Origin of the sequence: Brevibacillus sp. HD3.3A, from assembly GCF_013284375.2 — a bacterium.
Lineage (GTDB): Bacteria > Bacillota > Bacilli > Brevibacillales > Brevibacillaceae > Brevibacillus > Brevibacillus parabrevis.
On the sequence record NZ_CP085874.1, the window covers coordinates 1,694,251 to 1,717,469 of the forward strand.

22 protein-coding genes and 1 pseudogene are annotated in these 23,219 nt (G+C 54.2%); 18 read left to right on the forward strand and 5 right to left on the reverse strand.

Annotation, left to right across the window (positions count from 1 at the left end; all coding sequences use genetic code 11):
- Positions 1 to 23: 23 nt before the first annotated feature.
- From HP435_RS08290 to HP435_RS08310, 5 genes are all read left to right on the forward strand, one after another.
- Positions 24 to 1,772 carry an LVIVD repeat-containing protein gene (locus HP435_RS08290; protein WP_173598349.1) on the forward strand — a complete coding sequence of 583 codons (1,749 nt, stop codon included), beginning with the start codon at positions 24 to 26 and terminating at the stop codon, positions 1,770 to 1,772.
- A gap of 208 nt (positions 1,773 to 1,980) precedes the next feature.
- The gene (locus HP435_RS08295; protein WP_122963150.1) at positions 1,981 to 3,516 is read left to right on the forward strand and encodes a spore germination protein; all 1,536 of its coding nucleotides are present in this window, start codon (positions 1,981 to 1,983) and stop codon (positions 3,514 to 3,516) included.
- On the forward strand, positions 3,513 to 4,673 hold the full coding sequence (locus tag HP435_RS08300) for a GerAB/ArcD/ProY family transporter (RefSeq protein ID WP_122963151.1): 1,161 nt from the start codon (positions 3,513 to 3,515) through the stop codon (positions 4,671 to 4,673). The genes HP435_RS08295 and HP435_RS08300 overlap by 4 nt, the downstream gene beginning before the upstream one ends.
- The gene (locus HP435_RS08305) at positions 4,666 to 5,826 is read left to right on the forward strand and encodes a Ger(x)C family spore germination protein (protein WP_122963152.1); all 1,161 of its coding nucleotides are present in this window, start codon (positions 4,666 to 4,668) and stop codon (positions 5,824 to 5,826) included. Before HP435_RS08300 ends, HP435_RS08305 begins: the two co-directional genes overlap by 8 nt.
- A gap of 12 nt (positions 5,827 to 5,838) precedes the next feature.
- Positions 5,839 to 6,990 carry a GerAB/ArcD/ProY family transporter gene (locus HP435_RS08310; protein WP_173598348.1) on the forward strand — a complete coding sequence of 384 codons (1,152 nt, stop codon included), beginning with the start codon at positions 5,839 to 5,841 and terminating at the stop codon, positions 6,988 to 6,990.
- Positions 6,991 to 7,024: 34 nt separating this feature from the next.
- Here the strand turns inward: HP435_RS08310 and sspI are convergent, their stop codons facing one another.
- Positions 7,025 to 7,261, reverse strand: coding sequence for a small acid-soluble spore protein SspI (gene sspI / locus HP435_RS08315; RefSeq protein ID WP_063227234.1), 237 nt, complete (start codon positions 7,259 to 7,261; stop codon positions 7,025 to 7,027).
- Positions 7,262 to 7,488: 227 nt separating this feature from the next.
- On the opposite strand from sspI, the gene HP435_RS08320 reads away from it, so the two are divergent.
- On the forward strand, positions 7,489 to 8,142 hold the full coding sequence (locus HP435_RS08320; protein ID WP_005829288.1) for a potassium channel family protein: 654 nt from the start codon (positions 7,489 to 7,491) through the stop codon (positions 8,140 to 8,142).
- A gap of 2 nt (positions 8,143 to 8,144) precedes the next feature.
- Positions 8,145 to 8,960 carry a 23S rRNA (guanosine(2251)-2'-O)-methyltransferase RlmB gene (rlmB, locus tag HP435_RS08325; protein WP_122963154.1) on the forward strand — a complete coding sequence of 272 codons (816 nt, stop codon included), beginning with the start codon at positions 8,145 to 8,147 and terminating at the stop codon, positions 8,958 to 8,960.
- A 63-nt stretch (positions 8,961 to 9,023) separates the two neighbouring features.
- Here rlmB and HP435_RS08330 read toward each other — a convergent pair.
- Positions 9,024 to 9,263 (reverse strand): annotated as a pseudogene (locus HP435_RS08330) (LysR substrate-binding domain-containing protein); the annotation flags it as partial.
- Between HP435_RS08330 and HP435_RS08335 the strand changes: the two are divergent.
- On the forward strand, positions 9,235 to 9,348 hold the full coding sequence (locus HP435_RS08335; RefSeq protein ID WP_242772119.1) for a zinc-binding dehydrogenase: 114 nt from the start codon (positions 9,235 to 9,237) through the stop codon (positions 9,346 to 9,348). The pseudogene HP435_RS08330 and the gene HP435_RS08335 sit on opposite strands and share 29 nt — an antisense overlap.
- Positions 9,349 to 9,456: 108 nt before the next feature.
- On the opposite strand, the gene HP435_RS08340 is transcribed toward HP435_RS08335, so the two are convergent.
- Positions 9,457 to 10,176, reverse strand: coding sequence for a DUF2225 domain-containing protein (locus HP435_RS08340; protein WP_122963155.1), 720 nt, complete (start codon positions 10,174 to 10,176; stop codon positions 9,457 to 9,459).
- Positions 10,177 to 10,630: 454 nt separating this feature from the next.
- On the opposite strand from HP435_RS08340, the gene pheS reads away from it, so the two are divergent.
- From pheS to larB, 5 genes are all read left to right on the forward strand, one after another.
- Positions 10,631 to 11,665 carry a phenylalanine--tRNA ligase subunit alpha gene (gene pheS, locus HP435_RS08345; protein WP_122963156.1) on the forward strand — a complete coding sequence of 345 codons (1,035 nt, stop codon included), beginning with the start codon at positions 10,631 to 10,633 and terminating at the stop codon, positions 11,663 to 11,665.
- A 15-nt stretch (positions 11,666 to 11,680) separates the two neighbouring features.
- The gene (gene pheT, locus HP435_RS08350) at positions 11,681 to 14,104 is read left to right on the forward strand and encodes a phenylalanine--tRNA ligase subunit beta (RefSeq protein WP_122963157.1); all 2,424 of its coding nucleotides are present in this window, start codon (positions 11,681 to 11,683) and stop codon (positions 14,102 to 14,104) included.
- An 81-nt stretch (positions 14,105 to 14,185) separates the two neighbouring features.
- On the forward strand, positions 14,186 to 14,461 hold the full coding sequence (gene zapA, locus HP435_RS08355; RefSeq protein ID WP_063227229.1) for a cell division protein ZapA: 276 nt from the start codon (positions 14,186 to 14,188) through the stop codon (positions 14,459 to 14,461).
- 77 nt (positions 14,462 to 14,538) lie between these two features.
- Positions 14,539 to 15,399 (forward strand): ATP-dependent sacrificial sulfur transferase LarE, encoded by an 861-nt coding sequence (gene larE / locus HP435_RS08360; RefSeq protein WP_173598490.1) that lies wholly within the window; start codon positions 14,539 to 14,541, stop codon positions 15,397 to 15,399.
- Positions 15,392 to 16,162, forward strand: coding sequence for a nickel pincer cofactor biosynthesis protein LarB (gene larB, locus HP435_RS08365; RefSeq protein ID WP_173598347.1), 771 nt, complete (start codon positions 15,392 to 15,394; stop codon positions 16,160 to 16,162). The genes larE and larB overlap by 8 nt, the downstream gene beginning before the upstream one ends.
- Before the next feature lie 51 nt (positions 16,163 to 16,213).
- Here larB and HP435_RS08370 read toward each other — a convergent pair whose 3' ends face one another.
- Positions 16,214 to 16,588 (reverse strand): phage holin family protein, encoded by a 375-nt coding sequence (locus tag HP435_RS08370; protein WP_063227226.1) that lies wholly within the window; start codon positions 16,586 to 16,588, stop codon positions 16,214 to 16,216.
- A 197-nt stretch (positions 16,589 to 16,785) separates the two neighbouring features.
- Between HP435_RS08370 and HP435_RS08375 the strand changes: the two genes are divergently transcribed.
- From HP435_RS08375 to HP435_RS08395, 5 genes are all read left to right on the forward strand, one after another.
- Positions 16,786 to 19,143, forward strand: a complete 2,358-nt coding sequence (locus tag HP435_RS08375; protein WP_173598346.1) for an endonuclease MutS2 — start codon at positions 16,786 to 16,788, stop codon at positions 19,141 to 19,143.
- A 20-nt stretch (positions 19,144 to 19,163) separates the two neighbouring features.
- Complete coding sequence (locus HP435_RS08380; protein ID WP_122963161.1) at positions 19,164 to 19,574, forward strand: DUF350 domain-containing protein; 411 nt, start codon at positions 19,164 to 19,166, stop codon at positions 19,572 to 19,574.
- Positions 19,575 to 19,615: 41 nt separating this feature from the next.
- Positions 19,616 to 19,933: a 2Fe-2S iron-sulfur cluster-binding protein gene (locus tag HP435_RS08385; RefSeq protein WP_173598345.1), complete on the forward strand. Its 318-nt coding sequence runs from the start codon at positions 19,616 to 19,618 to the stop codon at positions 19,931 to 19,933.
- Positions 19,934 to 20,231: 298 nt separating this feature from the next.
- Positions 20,232 to 21,530: a nucleotide sugar dehydrogenase gene (locus tag HP435_RS08390; RefSeq protein WP_122963163.1), complete on the forward strand. Its 1,299-nt coding sequence runs from the start codon at positions 20,232 to 20,234 to the stop codon at positions 21,528 to 21,530.
- A 224-nt stretch (positions 21,531 to 21,754) separates the two neighbouring features.
- Positions 21,755 to 21,955, forward strand: coding sequence for a cold-shock protein (locus HP435_RS08395; protein ID WP_063227221.1), 201 nt, complete (start codon positions 21,755 to 21,757; stop codon positions 21,953 to 21,955).
- A 283-nt stretch (positions 21,956 to 22,238) separates the two neighbouring features.
- Here the strand turns inward: HP435_RS08395 and HP435_RS08400 are convergent, their stop codons facing one another.
- The gene (locus HP435_RS08400; RefSeq protein ID WP_122963164.1) at positions 22,239 to 23,066 is read right to left on the reverse strand and encodes a M55 family metallopeptidase; all 828 of its coding nucleotides are present in this window, start codon (positions 23,064 to 23,066) and stop codon (positions 22,239 to 22,241) included.
- Between the last annotated feature and the right edge of the window lie 153 nt (positions 23,067 to 23,219).

Consider the following 23,219-nt stretch of genomic DNA (forward strand, 5'->3'; position numbering starts at 1 on the left):
AGAAAAGGTAGGGGGGAAATTCGATGAAGAACAAGCAGACAAAGCGAGTCGTCAGTGCATGGCTTGCCACTGCGCTCGCGGTAGGCTCGCTCATCCCGTTGACAGCCGTAAATGCTGCGGGAGAGGCTCAGTCAAACAGCTTTACCGCTCCGCGTACCGGGCTGAATGTGAATGCGCCTGATGCGCCGCCGCCGTATCCAAAAGCAGAGCACAAGCTGCTCCCTGGCGAACCGGCGGAGCCTGCGGCTGGTACGTGGGGATACGATGTCAAAACAGGCAAGTTCAAGCATCCGGCTGCTTCGCCGGACAACGAAGGGCCGCAGCCGTTCAACGGAAGCTTGCCTTATTTGGATCAAAACCAGTACATCAAAAACATGAAAGTCGAAGGATTTTACCCGTACGTGGCAGGGTGGGGCCACAGCTGGCAAGCCACTTTTGACTTGAATGGCCGCCGCTATTTGTACGACTACGAAACGACGATGTACAACGTGTACGATATTACTGATCCGCGCAATGCCAAGCGCATCGCGTACAAAAACTTTGACACCAAAGTAGAACACCAGTTTGGACCGATGACGATCAAGTACAACAAACAACTCGGCAAGCTGATCGCTGTGCAAGTTTACGAAGTGCCGCGCTACGGTGTACTGTCCAACAAATACACCAATCCCGAAGAAGTGGAAGCGATCAAAAAACGCGAAATGCTGCGCGGCTTCCGGATTTATGAAGTAACCAGCCCGCTGTTTACCGATTGGAAGCTACTCTCCGAAACGGCGCTTGACCCGAAGGCGAAGCCTGGCGATGCCGTACAGCAAGGCTCGGGCGGTCTGGATGTGCCTGTGTATAACGGCGACAAATATTTGTTTATCGCCGGAGCGCCGGACGACAGCTTCTCCAATACCGAGTACAAAAGCTATCTGTACTCCGCAGGACAATTGGCCTTTGACGTCTCCGATCCGACCAAGCCAAAACGTCTGGATACATGGTGGGTGCCTGGACAGCGCAAAGGGGAAGAAGCCGAGTACAACAAAAACCCGCGTGCAGGCAACAAGACGACCTGGATGGGCGCGAGAATGCCGCTGTTCATTCCGAAGCCGGTTGAACAGGGCGGCAAGTACGGCTATGCAGCGATGGGCGGCTACGGCTTCTGGGTAGTGGACATCAGCGATCCGAACAACATGAAAGCCGTATCCCATATCGACATGCCGATGAGTGTGAGCGGTACGGAAGGCGACAATATCGATGTGACCAAAGTAGAGACGACCGGAATGGTCTATTACAGCGGCTACCCGCTTGGCGAAGACTGCCACGAGCCGTACAAGGAAATTTATGCGATCGACGTTCGCGACCCGCTGAAACCGAAAATCGCCATGACTTTGCCACGGCCTACGCCGCCAAGCGACGCTCCGTTCACAGACTACTGCCAGCGTCGCGGCAGCTTCGGACCGAAGCGCAGCGGCTACGCGGCGATTCAGCCGGGCACGCCTAGCCAAACGGTCATGCCGTACGCCTTTTACAACGCAGGCGTGCAAGTCTTTGACCTGAAAGACCCGAACAAACCGACGATTGGCGCTTACTTTGTGCCAAAAATGTCCGGCGAATACTTGAGCAACGACGGCAGCGGCTTCGAGCAGAGCGAGCACTCCAATCCGGTGCACAGCATTTTCGTCGAGTGGGATCGCAACCTCGTGTGGGCTTTCTCCAACCACGGCATCTACGTGCTGTCCACCCCGCTTCTGGGCAACCCGGTCAACGGATTGCCGAAAAAGTAGCCGCAACGGATGGCTCAAAAAAGAGAGGGTTTTGACTTTAGGAGACTACTGAAAAAGCCCCGTTGATACAGAACAGGTACAGCCACTCACAAAACCGAGGGCGCTGTACCTTTTTTCTTGTTTCCTTAAAAAATGGGTTTTCATTTCCTTTCTTGGGCACACTATCCGTACTCGATATCGCATGCCCACAATCTAGGAGGGGAAGGCGTTGAGCCAGTTTTGGAAAGCGTGGCAAAAGCGGAAGGACACCCTTCAGGAGAAGGCGCTACATCATCATACGGACAGAAGTATGGAAAATATTTCGGATATAGAGCTTTCATTGGTGATTGATGAAAATATCATGATGATCGAGAAAGGCTTGGGCGATTGCGATGATCTGGTCATCCGGCGTTTCCGGGACAAGCGGGATACCGATTGCGCGATCGTGTTTCTGGACGGGATGGTCGATCGCAACATTATTAGCGAATTTATCATCACGTATATGACCAACCCGCAAATTCCCGTCGATCTGCCCGCGTCAAACGAGCTGGAGTCCACCGACGGGCTGAGACAGGTCATCCGCAATGTTTTGTCGGGAACAGCCGTGCTCATGCGAAATGGCGAAAGCAAAGCGTACTTGAACAACACGCGCGGCTGGGACAGACGAAGCGTGGACGAGCCGCAGACAGAGTCTGTCGTGCGCGGGCCGCGGGATGGCTTTTGCGAGACGCTCTGTGTCAACTCCGCGCTGATCCGGTTTCGCCTGAAGGACCCGAACCTGCGGGTGCGCCACATGGTCATCGGGCAACGGACGCAGACCGATATTTATGTGATGTACATCGAGGGGATCGCCCATCCGCCGATGGTGCAAGAAGTGCTGGCGCGCATGGAAAAAATCAATGTCGATTCCATCCTGGAGAGCGGCTACATCGAGCAGTTGATCCAGGATCGCAGGTGGTCGCCTTTTCCCCAGATTCAAAATACCGAGAGGCCGGACAAGGTCGTGGCTAACCTGCTGGAAGGAAAAGTAGGCATCCTGGTCGACGGGACGCCTTTTGCCTTGATTGCTCCGGCTGTGTTCTCCCAGTTTTATCAAAGCCCGGAGGATTACTATGAACGATTTTACATTGCGACACTGCTGCGGTTTATTCGCATCATCAGTATTTCGATCGCCTTGCTCCTGCCGTCCCTGTACATTGCCTTCAGCGCCTTTCATCCGGAAATGATCCCGTCCCGGCTCGTGATTGCGATGGCAGCGGGCAGGTCGACGGTTCCGTTTCCTTCGCTGGTAGAGGCGTTGTTTATGGAGCTGGCCATCGAGATTTTGCGGGAGGCGAGCGTCCGGCTGCCGGGGCCGATCGGACCGACAATCGGGATCGTCGGAGCGCTGGTAGTAGGGGAGGCGGCGGTGTCTGCCGGGCTGGTCAGTCCGGTCATGGTCATCATTGTCGCGGTGACGACGATCGGATCATTTGCGTCTCCCAGCTACAGCGCGGCGATTGCCATCCGGATGCTGCGCTTTCCGGTCATGCTTCTCGCGGGAATGTTCGGCTTGTACGGGATCATGCTGTTTTTGATCGTCATTTTGATTCATTTGTCCTCGCTCAAATCGTTCGGCGTGCCGTACATGTCGCCGCTCAGTCCGCTGAATTTGAGGGGGATGAAAGATTTGTTCATCCGGGCGCCGCACCATTTGCTGCGAACCCGCCCCACCATGTTTCATGTACACGATGAAATCCGAATGAGAGAGGATGAAAAACCGTGAGCAGGCAGGACGTGAGCAGCCAACAACAAACGTTTTCCTTGTGGCAGCAGACGTCCTTGATTACCAGCACGCTGATTGGGGTAGGGGTTTTGACCTTGCCGCGCACCACCTCGGCCATCTTGTATGAGGCGGGATGGATGTCACCCCTGTTCGGTTCGATCGTCGCTTTTGTCTCCGTCTGGATGATCGCCAAGCTCAGCCAGCATTTTCCGGGGATGACCTTCATCGAATACAGCACGATTGTCTGGGGAGCGAAAAAAAACTCGCGCATGGGAAAATGGCTCAGTCTCCCCTGGATCATCCTTTATCTCGGGTTCATGTACTTGTCGACGGCAATCGTCTCGCGAATTTTTGGCGAGGTGGTAGTGACATCGGTTTTGCTGGATACGCCGCTCGAAGTGATTATCATTACCATGTTTTTGCTGGCATTCATTCTTTCCTTGCACGATCTGGAGGTTGTCGCGCGCATCAACGAGCTGTTGCTGCCGATGATTTTGTTTCCGCTTTTGTTCATCGCGTTTGCTTCCTTTCAAAAAGCGGAGTGGAACAATCTGCTGCCGCTTTTTCGAGCCAGTGGCTCCTCCTTGATCAAGGGGGCTTACGAGGCGATTTATTCTTTTTCCGGCTATGAGATCATGCTCATCTTTTTTGCTTACGCGCATGAAAATCAAAGCAAGGTAAGGGCAGGCTTTTACGGGATCGCGATGGGCATGTTCGTCTACACCTTGATTGTCGTGGCTGGCATTGTCGTATTCGGCTACGAGGAGCTGCAGCGCGTGGCCTGGCCGACTCTGGAGCTGGTGAAAACGACGCAAGTGCCCGGATTGATCCTGGAACGTCTGGAATCGGCTTTTCTCGCTGTGTGGGTTACCGCTGTGTTTACGACAGTGGCGAACGCTTACTACGCCGTCGTATACGGATTGCGGCAGCTGTTCAACAGAGGGTTGGGCTTTCAGCGATTGATCTCGGCTATCATGTTCATTCCGCTCTACTATATCGCGCTGTGGCCGCAAAACATCGTCGAAATGTTTCGGGCCAGCTCCTACTTGGGCATATACAGCCTCATCCTCAATCTGGGAATACCGGCCCTCTACTTGACTATGCTTTTCTTCCGAGGTGTGGGACGAAAACAAAAGGAGAGGAATGCAGATGGCTAAAGGGTGGCTCCGAATGGCAATTGTTTGTTTGTGCGCCTCTCTTTTGACAGGATGCTGGGACAGAAGAGAGCTGGAGGAGCGAACCTCCGTCCTCGCGATCGCGATCGATATGGCAGAAGGACAAAAAGATTTGTACAGATTGACTGTGCAAATTCCGATTCCGATCAAAATCGCGGGAAGCAGCGGACAGGGAGGCGGCGGGAATGCCGATGCGGTAAAAATCATGAGCGTGACCGGGCGGACGATTCTCGATGCCAACAACAACCTGCAATTGCGGCTGAACCAAAAGCTGTTTTTGGGCCATACCCGCGTGCTCGCTGTCAGTGAAGAAGTGGCGAAAAAAGGAATCAGCGACATCATGGACAGCTTCCGCCGCGAACCGCAAATCCGCCGCCTGATGTGGCCCATCGTCGTCAAAGGAGAAGCCGCCACCTTGCTCAAAATCAAGCCGCAACTGGCGCAAATCCCTGTCGTGTTTCTCATGGATCTGATTGAGAACGGAGTGAAGATGGGCGCGATCCCGGATCAGACTTTGGGAGACTATTTCAACCAAACGTCCAACAAATCGATGCAGCCGTTCCTAAACTACGTGCAGGCAAGCGCAACCGAAGTGCGCTGGCGAGGTGTGGCCGTCTTTCGCGAGCACAAGATGGTAGGCACGCTGAACGATGTTCAATCGTGGTCGCTTTTGCAACTGCGCAACGAAGACCGGGGAGGCGATGTCGTCATCCCGTTGCCCAATACAGACAACGGCTATGTCACCTTTCGCCCCCATTTTGTCAAAACCAGGCTGGAGCTTACGGAGAAAAGCAAGGGAGGAAACAAAAACAACGAAGCGTTTGCGGCGATGTTTTACTGTGAGCTGCAGGGCGATATCGTGGAAGTGACCGCGAATACGAAAGTGTCGCCGGAAAAGTTTATCCAGGACATGCAGCGGCTGATCAAAAAAGAAATGGAGGAGCGGGCGAAAAAGCTGTTCTATCAGTTGCAAAAAGAAGACAACAGTGACATTTTGAAGCTCGGCCTTGCTCTTCGGGCACACCATTACCGCGATTACTGGGAGAAGCACGATTGGCATAAGGATTTTAAAAATTTTCCAATTGGCGTAGATTATACGATCAAAGTTCGCCGCTTAGGGATGGAAATGCAATAGGAGCCGATGAAGATGGAAAATCAACGGGGCAGCATCAGTACATGGCAACTAATCGCAATCCTGATCAGCTCGATGATCGGAGTAGGCATCCTTACCTTGCCGCGGACAGCAACGACCCAGATGCAGGAGATGGGGTGGCTGGGGCCGCTGATCGGCGGATTGATTGCGGTCATTCCGCTCATGTCCATCATTTACTTGAGCAAACAGTACCCGGGTTTGACTTTTGTCGAATACGCTCCACTTATATTTGGCGGCAAACGTCACCAGACATGGGGGAAAATTCTCCATTTCCCCTGGATTCTCGCCTACCTCCTGTTTCAGTTTTTGAATACGGGCATGGTGGCGCGCGGGTTTGGCGAAGTGATCGTGACGACCGTGCTTTTGGATACACCGCTGGAAGTAATCGTGCTGACCTTGTTCATGATTGTTCTCTATTTGTGCATGCACGAGTTCGAGGTGCTGGTCCGTGTGAACGAGCTGTTGTTTCCGATCATGTTTGTTCCGATCCTGATCATTCCGTATGTGACGATCAATAGCGCGAGCTGGTACAACCTGCTTCCGTTGCACATCGACTCGTGGAAAGGGACTGCCGAAACCGCCATCGGGACGTTTACGATGTACACGGGATTTGAGCTGATGATGATCTACTTCGGATTGGCTATGCCGGGGGCGAGAATTGCGCTTGCTACATGGGGCGGGTTGAGCTTCACAGTCGTGTCGTACGTGCTGACAGTGGCAGCGGGCATTGTCGTGTTTGGCTACGAAGAACTGCAACACCTCATCTGGCCGACATTGGAGATGGTCAAGACAGCGCAGCGGACAGGCTGGTTTCTGGAGCGGATGGAGTCCGCTTTTCTCACGATCTGGATGGCTTCTGTCTTCACGACGTTTGGCAACATGTACTATACGATGATTTACGCGACGCGCTTGTGGCTGAAGAAGGGAATCCGATTCCAGCGCATCGCTGCCCCTGTTTTCATCATCCCGCTTTTTTATGTCTCGCTGGGACCACAAAACATCGTCGAGTTTTTCGCCTATGCCCAGAAGTTGACGTATTTCAGCTATTTGCCAACCGTGCTCTTTCCGACTCTGTTGGCGGTCATCCAGTTGTTTCGGGCGAGAGGTGCTCATGCTGTGGCAGACGACAAAAAGGGAGGGACGTAAAGTCGTCTCTCCCTTTTGCCTGATGTCTTTTGGATTAAATCGGCTTTTCTGCCTGAGCGGGCAAGTGGGATGCGATCGTCTCCACCATCTCCTGGCGGGCGGAGGAGTCGCTGTTTTGCCACAGCACTTCAAACAGGACGCCGAGACCAGGCAATGTTTTTTCCTGGCCGCTTGTGATCGCATCGGTGATCGTTTCTTGTACCGCTCCTGAATCGGAGCCTTGCATTTTGTACATGATCGCTTGACGCAAATTGAGCGAGGCAATGTTCATAACCTTATCTAGCACCTCTCTTGTGTAAATGAATACATGGGTTAGTATTTGTCTTCGCGGGATTGCCCATACCCCCTTTTGTGGCGAGGGATTTCATTGTACTATCAGAAAGTGCCGAATCATAAGGCTGGAAAAAGTAATGCAACTTTGGCGCTCTCTTGTGCAAAGCACGGTTTGCTAATGCTATAATGCTTCATATTGGATATGGATCGAAGGAGAAGATCAGCATGTCAAAACAATTTGCCATTATCGGGATGGGACGGTTTGGTTCCAGCGTGGCCAGAACGTTGTACGAAATGGATTACGAAGTGATGGGAATCGACGAAAACGAAGAACGCATCAATGAAAATATTCAGTACGTCACCCACGCGGTTGCGGCTGACTCGACAGATGAACGGGCTTTGAAAGAAATCGGCATTCGCAACTTCGACGTGGTTGTCGTGGCGATCGGGGTGGATATTCAGGCGAGCATTTTGACAGTCCTGACACTCAAGGAACTGGGCGTGAAAAAGATCGTCGCCAAGGCGCAAAATGAGCGACACGGACAAGTGTTGTACAAGGTGGGAGCCGACCGGGTCGTATTCCCCGAGCGGGACATGGGCGTGCGGGTAGCGCATAACCTCATCTCCGCCAACGTCCTCGATTTTATCGAACTGGCAGAAGACTACAGCGTGGCAGAGGTCGTGGTATCGTCCAAACTGGTAGGCCAGAACTTGAGACAGCTCGATATCCGCCGAAAATACGAGGTCAACGTCATCGCGATCAAGAGCGGAGACAAATTCAATATCGCACCAAGCCCGGATGAAGTCATTCAGTACGGAGACGTGCTTGTCGTGATCGGAAACAACAAAGATTTGAAAGCATTTGAGGAGCGGGCGTAACCATGGCATATGAAATCATCACTTCTGTTCAAAACCCGCTGGTGAAAAGACTTCACCAGTTGCTCGATAAAAAAGGCCGGGAGGAGCAGGGGCGTTTTCTCGTCGAAGGCGCCCATCTGGTAGAAGAGGCGCTGAAAAGCGGAGCGCACGTCGTGACAGTCCTGTACGATCAGGAGCGGAATCTCGATCCGGCCTGCCAGCGGGCACTCGCGAATCATCCCCAGGATACGCAGGTGATCGCAGCTTCTGCTGCTGTTTTGGCCAAGCTGTCGGAAACGAAGTCGCCGCAAGGAATTGTGGCTGAAGTAAACAAGACGGCGAACGAATGGGACGAATGGGTGAACAAGCTGTCCGACCAGGACGACACGCTGCTGTTGTTCCTCGACGAAATCCAGGACCCGGGCAATCTGGGCACGATTTTGCGGACGGCAGAAGCGGCTGGAGTCGACGGGGTCGTGCTCGGCAAAGGCAGCGTCGACATCTACAACGGCAAAGTCGTGCGCGCCACGATGGGAGCGATGTTCCGCCTCCCGCTGTTCATGCGGGAACTGGGCCAAGCGGCAGAAGAGTGGAAGCGCCAGGGCGGCCGTGTCCTCGTCTCTTCTTTGGCACAGGACAGCGTAGCGTACGATCAGGCGGAGTATTCCGGCAAAATCGCGCTCGTCATCGGCAACGAGGGCAGAGGCGTTTCCAAAGAAATGCTGGCGTGCGCAGACCAATTCGTGCACATTCCGCTGTACGGCAAAGCAGAGTCGCTGAATGCCGCGGTTGCGGCGGGAATTTTTGTGTATGAGGCACAGCGCAACAGAAGACGGTGACACGTAACCAAAACAGGGATACTGGGCATTGCTCCAGTGTCCCTGTTGTTTTTGACCGTGAGTTCAACCAGCTTCAGCCGATTCGGCAAAGTACCTGATGAGAAAGTCGCGAAATTTGCGGGCAGCGAGGGAGAGGTAGCGCTTTTCGTGCCCAACAATCTGGAAATTGCGCTGGCAAACGGGGAACTCAATGCGCAGCAAGTTCAGCGGGGAGTTCGGGCCTCCGCAGTTGCCTACCAACGCGACGCCAAGTCCGGCCCGGACAAGGCTTGCAATGGCGGCAGGCTCGTCGACCCGGCACACTTTCCCGCTGGAGCAGGCCGGCGATGCGCATCGGGCCATCGAAACGAGACGCGGACGCGGGAAGATCGTCCTCACCATCGACTAAGCAAGGGCGGGAGAGAACCAGGGGGTGCCGCGCCCTTTTGCCCTTTTTCACTCACGTAGCCAATAAAAAAGGCATTCCAACAAAGTTGAAATACCTGCATGCTGCATGTCAGCCGATTTTTTGCTCGCTTTTTTTCTCTTTAAATTCCTCGCGCGCCAGCTGCCATTGATCTTGCGCCATGCGAATGATGCCGCTTTCGATCGTGTGATTGCGGAAAGCGAGTGCCTTGCCGAAATACTTGATGGCGAGATCGAATTTTTCCAGGCGGCGGTACAGCTCGCCGATGAGGTACAGAAGGCGCACTTCAGACATGTCCTTGTCGCCGCGCGTATAGTCGGAGTGAATGTACGACTCTTCGTACTCGTCTACTGCCATCGCGATGAAGCGCAGTTCTTCCGGGAGGTTGTTCTGGTAACGGTACAGCCAGGCAAGCCGCAAGTACAGGCCGGCTTTCACCGAGTGCGGCTGGTCTGTCAACTCAGCGGCGTAAATCGCCAGCTTGTAGCTGACAATCGCTTCCGGCACCTTGCGAATCGAGCCGAAGTCTTTTGTTTGCCACTTCGAAGAGATATGCTCAGCGACCGCCTGCTTTTGCCATGGAGCAAGCTTGGTTGTGAACTGGTCGGTAAAAGCAAAGCCGCATGTCGGGCATACATTTACGGTGTACAATATCGGATTCAAGGACTGCTCCTTGAAAGTGGTATAGAAGTCGCTGTCTCGGTGAATCATGGTAAGAGTTCCGCTTCTGACTCGCTTGGTGGAGAAGGCTGCTTCGCAGTGCCGACAGACATTGGTTTTATCATAGAGGGCCGAAACCTTATCGATCATGTCAAAAGTCCCCTTTCAGATTCGCGAAAATCGATCTAGGGCAAGCAAGTGAGTATGTAACATTTGTAGAATTGAAAGTTCGCTCTTGTTGCGCTATAATTTTCCTACATCTTGATTATAACGCAAAGCGATGACGGAGACTAGTACGCAGGTCCTATCTGTTTTTCAGGGAGAAGATGCCACAGACTGCGAGCATCTTTAGCACGATAGCTGCCGAATTCACTCCGTAGCCGCACTCTGAACCGCATTGGCGCAGTAGGAGCAGCCGGGTCATTCCCGTTAGCAATGAACTGAAGTGAGGCAGAAGTCTTGCTCGCAGTTAGTGATAATGTCACGGTTTTGTCACAAGCGAGCAATCTGTCTAACAAGGGTGGTACCGCGAGAAAAAAGTAACTCGTCCCTTTTTGGGGCGGGTTTTTCTTTTTTTATCAACAGAAAAAAGGAGCGATTCGAAGTGCAAACTCGGTTGCAAGAAATGAAGGAGTCCGCACTGGGGCAAATCAGCCAGGTGACGGAAGCTGCACAACTTCAGGATTTGCGCGTCAAATACCTGGGGAAAAAGGGCGAGCTGACAGAGCTTCTGCGCGGCATGGGCAGCCTGTCTCCTGAAGAGCGTCCGGTAGTAGGGCAACTCGTGAATGAAGTGAGAGAAGCGCTGGAGGCTGCTTTTTCCGGCAAGCAGCAAGCGATTGAAGAGGCGGCACTGAATGCGAAGCTGTCCTCGCAGACGGTCGACGTGACTTTGCCAGGACGTCCGGTGCCTGCCGGAACGATGCACCCGCTCTCCCGCATCATCGAGGAGATCGAAGACATTTTCGTCGGACTGGGCTTTGAAGTAGCTGAGGGTCCTGAGGTCGAGCTGGATCATTTCAACTTCGAGATGCTCAACCTGCCGAAAGGTCATCCGGCCCGCGACATGCAGGATACGTTTTACGTGACCGACGAGATTTTGATGCGCACCCATACTTCTCCGGTGCAGGCGCGCACGATGCTGAAAAAAGAAGGCAAGACTCCGGTAAAAATCATCTGTCCCGGAAAAGTGTATCGCCGCGATGACGACGACGCGACCCATTCCCACCAATTCACGCAAATCGAGGGACTGGTTGTCGACAAAGGCATCGGAATGAGCGACCTGAAAGGAATCCTTTTGACCTTTGCCCGCCAAATGTTCGGCGCCGATCAGCAAATTCGTCTGCGCCCAAGCTTCTTCCCGTTCACGGAGCCGAGCGCAGAGGTAGACTTGCAATGCTTCAACTGCGGCGGCCACGGTTGCCGGGTGTGCAAACAGACAGGCTGGATCGAGATTTTGGGTTCTGGCATGGTGCATCCGCGCGTGCTGGAAATGGCAGGGTACAATCCGGAGGAAGTCAGCGGATTTGCGTTTGGAATGGGTGTAGAGCGAATCGCTATGCTCAAATACGGGGTGGAGGACATCCGCCATTTCTATACCAACGACGTGCGTTTCTTGCGTCAGTTCAACCGAGGCTAGAGAGGAGAGGCAAAGATGAAGGTATCATACCAATGGTTATCCGAGTACGTCGATCTGAGTGGAATGACGCCCCACGAGCTGGCTGAAAAGCTGACTCGCAGCGGGATTGAAGTAGATGCGGTAGAATCCCGCAACGCGGGTGTTTCTGGTGTCGTCATCGGCTATGTAAAAGAACGCAGCAAGCACCCTGACGCTGACCGCCTGAACGTATGCGTCGTCGATGCAGGGCAAGGAGAAGATTTGCAAATCGTCTGCGGCGCTCCAAACGTAGACAAAGGACAAAAGGTGCTCGTGGCCCTGATTGGCGCGAAATTGCCTGGCGGTCTGAACATCAAGCGCTCCAAGCTGCGCGGCGTGGAATCGCAAGGCATGATCTGCTCGGCAAAAGAGCTGGGCCTAAACGACAAGCTGCTGGCAAAAGATCAGCAAGAAGGCATCATGGTGCTGCCTGAGGATGCGGAAATCGGCATGGATGCGATCTCTTACCTCGGTCTGGACGACTACGTGCTGGAGCTTGGCTTGACGCCAAACCGCTCCGACTGCCTGAGCATGCTCGGTGTTGCTTACGAAGTAGCCGCTATTTTGGGCAAAGAAGTGGTACTGCCGCAGATCGAGCTGACGGAAAATGGCGGAGACAACCCGCTGCAAGTGTCGATCGCAGCCGAAAACGAATGCTATCAGTACCATGGCCGCCACTTCACCAACGCGAAGATCGCCACTTCTCCGCAATGGATGAAAAACCGCCTGATGGCAGCGGGCGTTCGTCCGATCAACAACGTCGTGGACGTAACCAACTACGTTTTGCTCGAATACGGACAGCCGCTGCATGCGTTTGATGCGACACAAGTCCAGGATCGTACGATTGTCGTTCGCCTGGCGGAAGAAGGGGAGAAGCTGGTTACGCTCGATGATCAAGAGCGCGAGCTGGATGCGCAAACTTTGCTGATCACCGACCCGGCAAAAGGCTTGGCGATCGCAGGGGTGATGGGCGGAGCCAACTCCGAGATCACGAATGAAACGAGTGAAATCATCCTCGAAGCCGCTTGGTTCACGCCGCAGACTGTACGCCGCACCGCTCGTACGCTGGGCATGCGCACAGAAGGCTGCGTCCGTTGGGAAAAAGGAGTCGACCAGGCGCGCGTGCAGGAAGCCGGGGAGCGAGCTGCTGCCCTGATCCAGCAACTGTCTGGCGCAACCGTATCCAAAGGCATCCGTTCCGCTGTCGTGAGCGAAGCGAAACCAGCGGTTGTTTCGGTGACTCTCGCCAAAATCAACCAGCATCTCGGAACGAGCTTGTCGGCCGCAGACGTCTCCCCGATTTTCGAGCGTCTGCAATTCCCGTTTGCCGTGGCAGAAGACAACTGGACGGTAACAGTCCCAACCCGCCGTGGCGACATTACGCTACCTGAGGATTTGGTGGAAGAAGTGGCTCGCCTGTACGGCTACGACAACATCCCGACCAGCTTGCCGACTGGCACGACTACGCAAGGCCAGCTGACCAATGAGCAAAAACTGCGCCGGACGATCCGCCACCACCTGATCGGAACCGGATTGAACGAAGCGATCTCTTATGCGCTCGTGCACCCGGATCGCGTAGAGGCAGTAGCAGGACTCCACCAGCATAAAGTCAATCCGGTATCCTTGCTGATGCCGATGAGCGAGGAGCACAGCACGCTACGCACAAGCCTCGTTCCAAGCCTTTTGGAGACAGTGGCGTACAATAAAAATCGCCAAAATCACGACGTCGCCATCTTTGAACTTGGCCGCGTGTTCTTGTCTGCGGAAGAAGAGCTGACGCAGCTTCCAGAGGAGCGCCTGTATGTGGCAGGTGCGCTGACAGGGCAGTTGCTGTCGCAAAACTGGATGGGCGCGAAACAGCCTGTAGACTTTTATCAGGTCAAAGGGATCGTCGATTCGCTCCTGGCTCGTCTGGGAATCCGCACAGCCGAGTACAAGGCAGCGGCGGACATTGCTGGCATGCACCCGGGCCGCACAGCGGAAGTATGGGTCAATGACAAGCGCCTCGGCTATCTGGGGCAAGTGCATCCAGGTACGGAAAAAGCGTACGACTTGTCTGAGACATACGTGTTCCAGTTCGATGTAGCCGAGCTGATTGAGGCAGCAGCAGATGCGGGCCACTACAGCCAACTGCCGAAGTTCCCGGCTGTGACGCGCGATCTGGCGCTGGTTGTCGATCGCAGTGTGCCAGCAGGAGCGCTGGAAGCGACGATTCGCGAAGCGGCGGGCGATCTGCTGGAATCATTGACACTGTTTGACGTGTACACTGGCGAGCGGATTGCGCAGGACAAGAAGAGCATGGCGTTTGCCCTCGTGTTCCGTAACGCGGAACGCACGCTGCAAGATGAAGAGATTCAGCAAGTGACAACGGCTGTTGTCGAAGCGCTGAAAAACAAGACGGGTGCCGAACTGCGCATGTAACATGGCTTGACGAACTCTGACATTTTCAGTAACCTAAAAAGGATACAGTAGAGCAAAGGTCGCAGTAGGGAGGAACCCCTCGTGCAAGGTGATGGGAAAAATCGTTTGACGGTGGATATCTTCGGCCAACAATACCGGCTCAGTGGCAAGGCAAGTGTCAATCACATACGCATGGTGGCCGGTTTCGTTGATGACAAGATGAACGAAATCGCGAACGGCAACCATCGATTGGACACGGCTAAAATTGCCGTACTCTCTGCGGTGAACATCGCGGATGAATACTTCCGCTTGCGTCAAGAGTACGAAGAACTGCTGAAGATCCTTCAGGAAGATGCAAATGAAAAGCCGATAGATTAAGGGAAAGAGGGGCTGCGGCCTCTCTTTTCGCATTGTGCGGCAAAAGCTTGGACACAAAGGAGGGGCAGCTTGTGGAGATGGATAAACGTATGGCAACAGGCAGCGAAGGGTGGACGCTGGCGGAAAAGAACGACAGGCTGGGAGCTGTCCTGCGCGAGATGGGAACGGTTCTGGTGGCGTTTTCCGGGGGAGTGGACAGCACTTTTCTGTTGGCGAGAGCGATTGAGGAGCTAGGCGAGCAGGCGATTGCCGTGACGGCGGCTTCGGAGACGTTTCCCACGCGCGAGTTTGAAGCGGCGAAGTTTCTGGCCGCCAAGCTTGGCGCACGGTTTGTCACGACGGAAATTCGCGAAATGGAAAATCCGAATTTTGTGTCCAATCCGCCCAATCGTTGTTTTTATTGCAAAGACGGCCTGTACGAGCACCTCGGCAAGCTGGCGGAGGCAAACGAGTGGAAAGCCGTCATTTGCGACGGAGCGAACATGGACGATCGCGGCGATTACCGCCCGGGCCGTATAGCCGCAGCCCAGCGAGGGGTGCGCAGCCCGCTTCAGGAAGCCGGATTTTATAAGGAAGACATCCGCGCGCTCTCCAAAGAAATGGGACTGTCTACGTGGAACAAGCCGTCTTTTGCCTGTCTCTCTTCCAGGATTCCCTACGGCTCCTCGATTACGCTGGAAAAAATCGACCAGGTGGATCGGGCGGAAGGGTTTTTGCTCAGCCTCGGCTTTCACCAGGTCAGAGTCCGGCACCACGACACGATTGCGCGAATCGAAGTCAGTCCGCAAGAGTTTGAGCGGCTGCTTGCCCACCATGCCGACATCCACAAAGCGTTGCAGGAAATCGGCTTTTCGTACGTCACCCTCGATTTGTTCGGATATCAGACCGGGAGCATGAACGCTGTACTGGAAACGGAAGTGAAGGCCAAGCATGGATGATCTCAAAAACATTTTGCAAAAGGTAGCCGCTGGAAAGTTCAGCGTGGAGCAAGGCGAAGAGCAGCTTCGCGGCATCAGCCGCCTGGACTATGCGACGCTCGATCTGGCTCGCTCGGAGCGAACAGGCTTCCCGGAAGTCGTCTACGGGGAGGGGAAAAGCGCAAGCCAGCTGCTCGGAATCATGGAAAAGCTGCGCGAGCATCAAAAGCTTGTTTTGGTTACCCGGGTGAGTGAGCAGCAGGCACGCGCAGTTCGGGAGAGTTGGCCGGATGTCCAGTACATCGCAGAAGCGCGCTTGCTGTTGTCCACACACGAGCCGCTGGTGCCGCAACGGGACGGCTACGTTGCCGTCGTGGCAGCCGGAACGTCGGACTGGCAGGTGGCGCAGGAAGCGGCCTGGACCGCGCGCTGCTTTGGCAGCGAAGCCCGGGTTATCGTCGATGTCGGCGTCGCGGGCATCCATCGCTTGTTCCAGCGTCTGGAGGAAATCAGGTCGGCAAGCGTCATCGTCTGTGTCGCAGGGATGGAGGGAGCGCTCGCCAGCGTAGTGGCTGGACTCGTCGACAAGCCGGTCATCGCCGTGCCCACCAGCGTCGGATACGGGGCCAGCTTTGGCGGTGTCTCGGCGCTTTTGACCATGCTCAACTCCTGTGCCAACGGCGTAGCGGTCGTCAATATCGACAACGGTTTCGGCGCGGGCTACCTGGCTGGTATGATTCATCGCCAGTCTGCCGCAAGTGCCATAGATGACGGAACAAGCTGAAAAAGAGCCAGCCCGCGTATAACGGGTTGGCTCTTTTCACGAAAAGCTCTCTTACGTTTCCTGGCGGTTTCCGGCATCGCCATTGCGCATGTCCATGTGAGTCTTGATCGGAATGAACAGGTCGATGATCCCGATCACAAGAGAAGCCAAAAGCGCTCCGATGACCGTGACATGGAAACCGGAAACGATGAACTGAGTCAGATAGATCACGACTGCACTGACTAGAAAGCCGATGATTCCGCGGTTGTACGGGGAAATGCGGTCTCCGAACATGGCTTCCACAACCCAGCCCAACAGGGCAATTACAACAGCGGCAAGAAATGCTGTCCAGAAGCTGCTAACGGAAAATCCGGGAACCAGAAATCCGACGAACATCAGGACGACGGCAGCGACGACAAAGCGGACGAGATGGCGCATGATCGTCATGGATACTCCTCCTTTTGGATTGGTTCTTTTTCATTCTGGCTCTTTCCAGGCGGAACTATGCCAAGCAGGAGGCGTGTAAAATTATCCTTCAAACCGCTGGCGTGATATAATGAGGAAATCGTAGTGATTGAAGGTTCAGACCGTGGTACTCATCCGCGCAGTCCGACGGTCGCCGCTGATGAAATAAGGAGGATACAGTGGAACAACGGGTCTTAAAAACTTTGGAATACGATAAAATTATCGCCCTGTTAGTTGACAAGGCATCTTGCACATATGGAAAAGAAAAAGCAGCAGAGCTGACGCCGTTCGTTCAACTGGACGAGGTCAAAATCGCCCAGCAAGGAACGCAGGAAGCTGCTACGGTACTCCGCTTGAAAGGCAGCGCCCCATTGGGAGGCATTCGCGACATCAGAAGCTCCGTCCAACGAGCCAGGCTGAATGCGATGCTGGCCCCGCTGGAGCTTTTGGACATTGCCAGCACGATCATGGCTGGCCGTCGCTTGAAAAATTTCTTGCTGGATATGTGCCAGGACCATGACTTGCCGCTGCTTCAGCTACAGGCAGAGCGCATCGAGGGCTTGCGCGAGCTGGAAATGGAAATTCGCCGCTGCATCGATGAAAACGGCGATGTGCTGGACAGTGCCAGCGTCGAGCTGCGTCAGGTTCGCCAAGAAATCAGGCAGGTGGAATCGCGCATCCGTGAGAAGCTGGATCAGATGACGCGCTCCTCCTCGTATCAAAAAATGTTGATGGAAAACATCGTAACCATCCGCGGCGATCGCTTCGTCATTCCGGTGAAGCAGGAATACCGCCACGTCTTTGGCGGGATTGTCCACGACCAGTCCGCGTCTGGTGCCACTTTGTTCATCGAGCCGGAAGTAATCGTGTCGATGAACAACAAGCTGCGCGAACTGCGCTTGCGTGAAGAGCGCGAGGTTGAGCGCATTTTGTACATTTTGACCGAGCAAGTTTCCTTTGCGGTGGAAGCTCTGAGCGAAAATGTCGATGCGCTGACTGAGCTTGACTTCCTGTTTGCCAAGGCACAGCTCGCCTGGAGCATGAAGGCAGTCTGTCCCAAACTGAACGACCGCGGTTATTTGCAGATGAGAAAAGCGCGGCATCCGCTGATCCCGCGAGAAGTCGTCGTTCCTGTCGACGTCGAGCTGGGTGGAGAGTATCAGGCGATTGTCGTGACTGGTCCGAACACGGGCGGTAAAACCGTTTCGTTGAAAACGATCGGGCTGTTGTCGCTGATGGCGATGTCGGGGCTGCATATCCCGGCAGAGGAAGAGAGCGAAATGACGGTGTTCTCCTCCGTCTTTGCCGATATCGGGGATGAGCAGTCCATCGAGCAGAGCCTTTCCACCTTTTCCAGCCATATGACCAATATCATCTCCATTCTGGAAAAAATGGATGAGAAAAGTCTGGTGCTGTTCGATGAGCTGGGAGCGGGTACAGACCCGACAGAAGGGGCTGCGCTCGCCATGTCGATTATCGACCATGTGATTGACTCCGGCGCGCGGATGGTGGCAACGACCCACTACAGCGAGCTGAAGGCGTATGCGTACGACAGACCGGAAGTGATCAACGCCAGCGTGGAGTTCGATGTGCAAACTTTGCGCCCGACTTACCGTTTGCTCGTCGGCGTGCCAGGGCGGTCCAACGCTTTTGCCATTGCCAGACGATTGGGGCTGCCGGAAGCGATCATCGAAGTCGCTCGCGGCTCGATTAGCGAGGAAGACAACCAGGTGGAAAGCATGATTGCTTCCCTTGAACGCAACCGCAAATCGGCAGAAGCGGACAGAACTGCAGCCGCCTCCTTGCGCCGCGAAGCGGAAGAACTGCGTCGCCAGCTCGATGAAGAGCGCGCCCGTTTTGCCGAAGAGAAAAACAAGCTGATGGAACGCGCCGAAGAAGAAGCGCGGATCGCTGTCCAACTGGCCAAAGAAGAGGCGGAGACGATCATTCGCGAACTGCGCGAGATGCGCGACGATGGCGTCGAGATCAAGGAACACCGCCTGATCGAGGCGAAAAAGCGGCTCGGCAACGCAGTGCTTGAGCTGGAAAAGGAAAAAGTGAAGAAGCCGGCCAGAGCCGTTCGCGCCACCCAGATCAAGGTGGGCGACGAAGTCATGGTCACCAGTTTCGGACAAAAAGGAACTGTGCTGGAAAAAGTGAATAACGACGAGTTTCTCGTGCAGATCGGCATCATGAAGATGAAAGTCAGACGAGATGACATGAATGTGCAAAACTCGATCACGCAAAAGCCGCAGGCTGCTCCGTACACATCGGTCAATCGCCGGACAGCCAGCATCAAAATGGACCTCGACTTGCGCGGATATAACGTCGAGGATGCCATTCGGGAGATGGATCAATTCCTGGACGATGCGCTTTTGGGCGGGCTGCACTCCGTATCGATCATTCACGGGCATGGCACAGGCGTCTTGCGCAAAGGAGTGCACGAATACTTGCGCAGCCACCGCAACGTCAAGTCCTTCCGCCTCGGCGGTCAAGGTGAGGGCGGCGTTGGCGCTACGATAGCCGAACTGAAATAGAGATGTCGGGAGGAGATTCCATGGCAGGCCTTATGCACAATCCATATTTTGCAACTGCCGCTTACTTTACCGTTACGGGACTCGCGATGATTTTGTTTTTGGTCGTCTTCGAACTCGTGACGCGTTATCACGTATGGGCAGAGCTGAAACGTGGAAACATGGCCGTCGCGATGGCAACAGGCGGAAAAATTTTCGGGATCGCCAACATTTTCCGCTATTCGATTCAGGCGAATCTTTCTTTGGGGCAAGCGCTGATCTGGGGCACATTCGGATTTTGCCTGCTATTGGTCGCGTACTTCATTTTTGAATTTATGACCCCTTCGTTCAAGGTGGATCAGGAAATAGCCAATGACAACAGGGCGATCGGCTTTATTGCGATGGTCCTGTCCATCGGCTTTTCTTATATTATCGGAGTCAGCCTGTCCAGGTAGAGCGCAGTCGTGCTTTCGACGCAGCGAAGGAGGGAAGCGGTGTGGAAGACAAACGGCCACAGCAGTTTGCAGGGATCGTCTGGGAAAATGGCAGGCAGCACAGCATTGCCATGGCAGATGGGGAAAATTTGCTCATGGCGCTGGTGCGCGCGCAGATGCCGATCGATTTTTTCTGTACCACCGGAAAGTGCCGGACTTGTATGGTCAGAGCAAATATTCCCGCAGATTCTGCTCCCGCTCCTTCTGCGACAGAGCAATACCGTCTGGGGGACGCAGCGCAAAAAGGGTATCGGCTTGCTTGTCAGGTTTACGTGAGCGGGCCGTTGACCGTTTTTTTGGACAGTTCCGGCTCTGCTTGAAAAGAAACCCTGGTTGAACGATATTTCAATCGAGAGTATAATTAGGATTTGGCAGAGAGTTCCGCACTTTTTTCCCAATCGGGTGCGGTCCCATGCCCTCTTGGACAGGGCCGAGCCTACAATTTGAAACATGGGGAGGAGCAGCCTTGGAGACGTTGTACAAGGTCCTCATAGGATTGTGCGTGCTTTTTATCGCTGCGGGCATTTACTATCTGTCGTAAGCAGTTTTGCAAGTTGGCCGCGTGACTGTTTGGTCACCCGGACCTTACCTTAGAGAACGTGAAAGAGGAGATACGCAATGACTCAGCCTGTACGCGTAGCTGTAGTGGGATTAGGGTTTGTCGGCTTGCCGCTTGCTCTTACTTATGCCATGAAAGGAGCAAACGTTGTCGGCATTGACGTCCTGCCTCACGTCGTCGATGAAATTAATGCGGGTCACTCCCACCACCTGGAGTCCTATCAAGGGAAGACTTTGCCGGAAATTTTGAAAGAACAAATAGAAGCGAAGCGGTTCCGCGCTACGACCTCCTACGAGGAAGCGGCTGCGGAAGTCGATCATTATATCGTGACAGCCGGTTTGCCAGTGCATAACGGCGACCCGGACCTCGGCCCGTTGAAAAACTGTGCCCAAACGCTTGGGGGCGTGCTGAAAAAAGGCGATACGATCATGATCAGAAGCACGGTCGTCCCGGGAACGACAGAAGAAGTGATTTTGCCGATTCTCGAAGAGGCGAGCGGTCTGGTCGCAGGCGTCGATTTCTACCTCACGTATTGCTCCGAGCGAATTGCGGAGGGACGAGCTTTTGAAGAGTTCATCCACATGCCGCTCGTGCTCGGCGGGATCAACGAGATCAGTGCCGAAAAAGGCAAAGAGCTGCTGTCCGTCATCAGCGAAACGGACATTACTATCTCGGATATCCGCGTCGTGGAAACAGCCAAAGTGATCGAAAACATCCAGCGTGACGTGAATATCGCCATGGTGCAGGAGTTTGCCCGTTTTGCCGAGGCGTTCGGGATCGATACGTTTGAACTGATCAAGGTCGCCAATACGCACACGCGTGTGAACCTGTTGACCCCAGGACCGGGTGTAGGCGGCTTCTGCCTGCCAAACGCCTTGTACTACCTGCAACCGAAAGCGCGCGAGCTGGAAGTGTCCCTGCCGATTTTGCAGCAGGCGCGCCTCACGAACGACGCTGTGCCGGAAGTGCTGATCGGCATGCTGGAAAAAGCGTTGAAGCAAAAAGGCAAGTCGCTCGCAGGAAGCCGTGTAGCTGTCTTGGGCTTGGCGATGAAAGATTTCTCCAACGACGACCGCGTCAGCCCGGTGCATGACCTGATCAAGCTGTTGCTCGCCAAAGGCGTCGAAGTTCGCTCGTATGACCCGGCTGTTCCGACTGCGTACGAGCACAAGGCAGACTCTCTGGAAGCAGCCGTGCGCGGCGCTGATGCCCTGTATTTGACGGCGGTGCAAAAAGAATTTGCCGAAGTGAACTGGGATGAGGTAGCAGAAAAAATGGCTGACTCGCCGATCCTGTTTGACACGAAAAACCGCATTCCGCTCGATTCGGTCAGCAAAGCGACGGTTGTCCGCATTTAACAAATAAATACGCGAACAGCATTCCACAAGGGAAGCCTCCGCAAAGCGTCACATGCAGCGTTTGCGGAGGTTTTTTACGCGAGAATCGCGCCTGTCAGCACGTACAGGAGAAACCGATTTTGCGTTTCGCTGTTTTCACGTATAACTCCCCGTTTTTATGGCAATAGTAACCAGGTAAGATCATATTTCAATGTCATGTAAGTGATACATGCTAGGAGGCAAAAATGGAACGTGGTAGAGTAAAATGGTTCAACAGCGAAAAAGGTTTCGGTTTTATCGAGAGAGATGGGGCAGATGACGTATTCGTTCACTTCTCCGCGATTCAAGGAGACGGGTACAAATCCTTGGATGAGGGACAGGAAGTAGAGTTTGACGTGGAAAACGGTCAACGCGGCCCTCAAGCGACAAACGTTCGGAAGCTGTAAAAGCCAAAAACGACAAACAGACTCAGTTGCTGAGTCTGTTTTTTTGTGCGCGTAACGTTTGTGCTGGCATTCGCCTTTTTTCGCGAGGCAGTGTCATCTGTCCCACACGCTTTGTCCACTGGCCCCGGCTCCAAGGCGTCCAACAGCGGGATGCGAAACAGCCAGAGGACAAAAGCGAAAGCGCAGCCGAAGTTTAAGCGCAAAATGAGCACAGCGCTCAGGCAAAAAAGGCACGGCGTGATTGCCCTGCCTTTTTGTGCGTCTGATGGACGAGTGCCGCTTCCTAGAAAAATTCTGCTTCGGAAGCGAGGTTCAGCATGGCTCGCATCGTTTTGTACAAATCTTGCGGGTCTTCCGTGCTGTAATAGACGGTATTTGTCGCCGTCTCGTAGCGGGTGCCAGGAACAATCGCTGCCATTTCCGCTTGGCCGGCATGGGAAAATTCCATCGCCATCTCCAGCGGGGTGGTGTTGATGAACGGAGCAATCGAGGAGATGTTGCCCAAAGCGAGCTTCGTTTGTTCCTGCAAGGCAGCAGACGCTTCTTCACGCGACAGACAGATAGCAGCTGTGCGCGATACCGCTTCCTTGACGATGGCGGTATGAATGCCAGGAATCAGCTCAGCCGCTTCTTTGGCAATGAGATTGTCGCCGGACACCATGACGACCGGAACGTTGTACAAGCCTGCTACAGCAGCGTTAAAGCCAAATTCGCCTACGACTCGTCCGTTGATGTACAAATTGCGGACGACACCAGACATGGTGTGGCTGAGCACGCCAGGAACCCCTTGACGGGTGTGATAGCCGATGAACATGGCGGCATCAAAGCTTGCGTCCAAACCTTGCATCATGGAGCAGTCGCGAGGGGAGCCAGCGAGCAGACGAGCTTTCGGGTGCAGCTTTTCCCACAAAATGTTGTTCATCGTGTTGTGGCTGTCCGCGACGACGATTTCCGTCACGCCGCTGGCGAGGGCCGCTTCGATGACGGCATTCGCATCGTCTGTCATGAACTGACGGCCGCGCTGGTAGTTCACACCCGAATCAGGATTGATGTAGCTGGTGTCTACGATGCCGGAAATGCCTTCCATATCTACGGAGAGAAAAAGTTTCATGTTTGGTTTCATCCTTTCGCGTGCGATTCAAAATCGTCCCAGTTCTATGTAACCAGATTGTCCCTCTGGAGGCAACCATGAATACAGATTCTTCAAACAGTTTTTACTTTCAGGTTGCAGCCAAAAAAGCACGGGAAGCGCCTGTGCAGGGCA

Excerpts from the sequence above, each read along its gene's own strand:
- HP435_RS08305 (WP_122963152.1), top strand. The coding sequence starts at position 4,666 with ATGGCTAAAGGGTGGCTCCGAATGGCAATTGTTTGTTTGTGCGCCTCT.
- pheT (WP_122963157.1), top strand. The coding sequence starts at position 11,681 with ATGAAGGTATCATACCAATGGTTATCCGAGTACGTCGATCTGAGTGGA.
- HP435_RS08400 (WP_122963164.1), bottom strand. The coding sequence starts at position 23,066 with ATGAAACTTTTTCTCTCCGTAGATATGGAAGGCATTTCCGGCATCGTA.
- HP435_RS08370 (WP_063227226.1), bottom strand. The coding sequence starts at position 16,588 with ATGACGATCATGCGCCATCTCGTCCGCTTTGTCGTCGCTGCCGTCGTC.
- HP435_RS08290 (WP_173598349.1), top strand. The coding sequence starts at position 24 with ATGAAGAACAAGCAGACAAAGCGAGTCGTCAGTGCATGGCTTGCCACT.
- sspI (WP_063227234.1), bottom strand. The coding sequence starts at position 7,261 with ATGAACATTGCCTCGCTCAATTTGCGTCAAGCGATCATGTACAAAATG.
- larB (WP_173598347.1), top strand. The coding sequence starts at position 15,392 with ATGGATGATCTCAAAAACATTTTGCAAAAGGTAGCCGCTGGAAAGTTC.
- larE (WP_173598490.1), top strand. The coding sequence starts at position 14,539 with ATGGATAAACGTATGGCAACAGGCAGCGAAGGGTGGACGCTGGCGGAA.
- HP435_RS08310 (WP_173598348.1), top strand. The coding sequence starts at position 5,839 with ATGGAAAATCAACGGGGCAGCATCAGTACATGGCAACTAATCGCAATC.
- HP435_RS08335 (WP_242772119.1), top strand. The coding sequence starts at position 9,235 with ATGGCGGCAGGCTCGTCGACCCGGCACACTTTCCCGCTGGAGCAGGCC.
- HP435_RS08320 (WP_005829288.1), top strand. The coding sequence starts at position 7,489 with ATGTCAAAACAATTTGCCATTATCGGGATGGGACGGTTTGGTTCCAGC.
- rlmB (WP_122963154.1), top strand. The coding sequence starts at position 8,145 with ATGGCATATGAAATCATCACTTCTGTTCAAAACCCGCTGGTGAAAAGA.
- HP435_RS08390 (WP_122963163.1), top strand. The coding sequence starts at position 20,232 with ATGACTCAGCCTGTACGCGTAGCTGTAGTGGGATTAGGGTTTGTCGGC.
- HP435_RS08380 (WP_122963161.1), top strand. The coding sequence starts at position 19,164 with ATGGCAGGCCTTATGCACAATCCATATTTTGCAACTGCCGCTTACTTT.
- HP435_RS08395 (WP_063227221.1), top strand. The coding sequence starts at position 21,755 with ATGGAACGTGGTAGAGTAAAATGGTTCAACAGCGAAAAAGGTTTCGGT.
- HP435_RS08340 (WP_122963155.1), bottom strand. The coding sequence starts at position 10,176 with ATGATCGATAAGGTTTCGGCCCTCTATGATAAAACCAATGTCTGTCGG.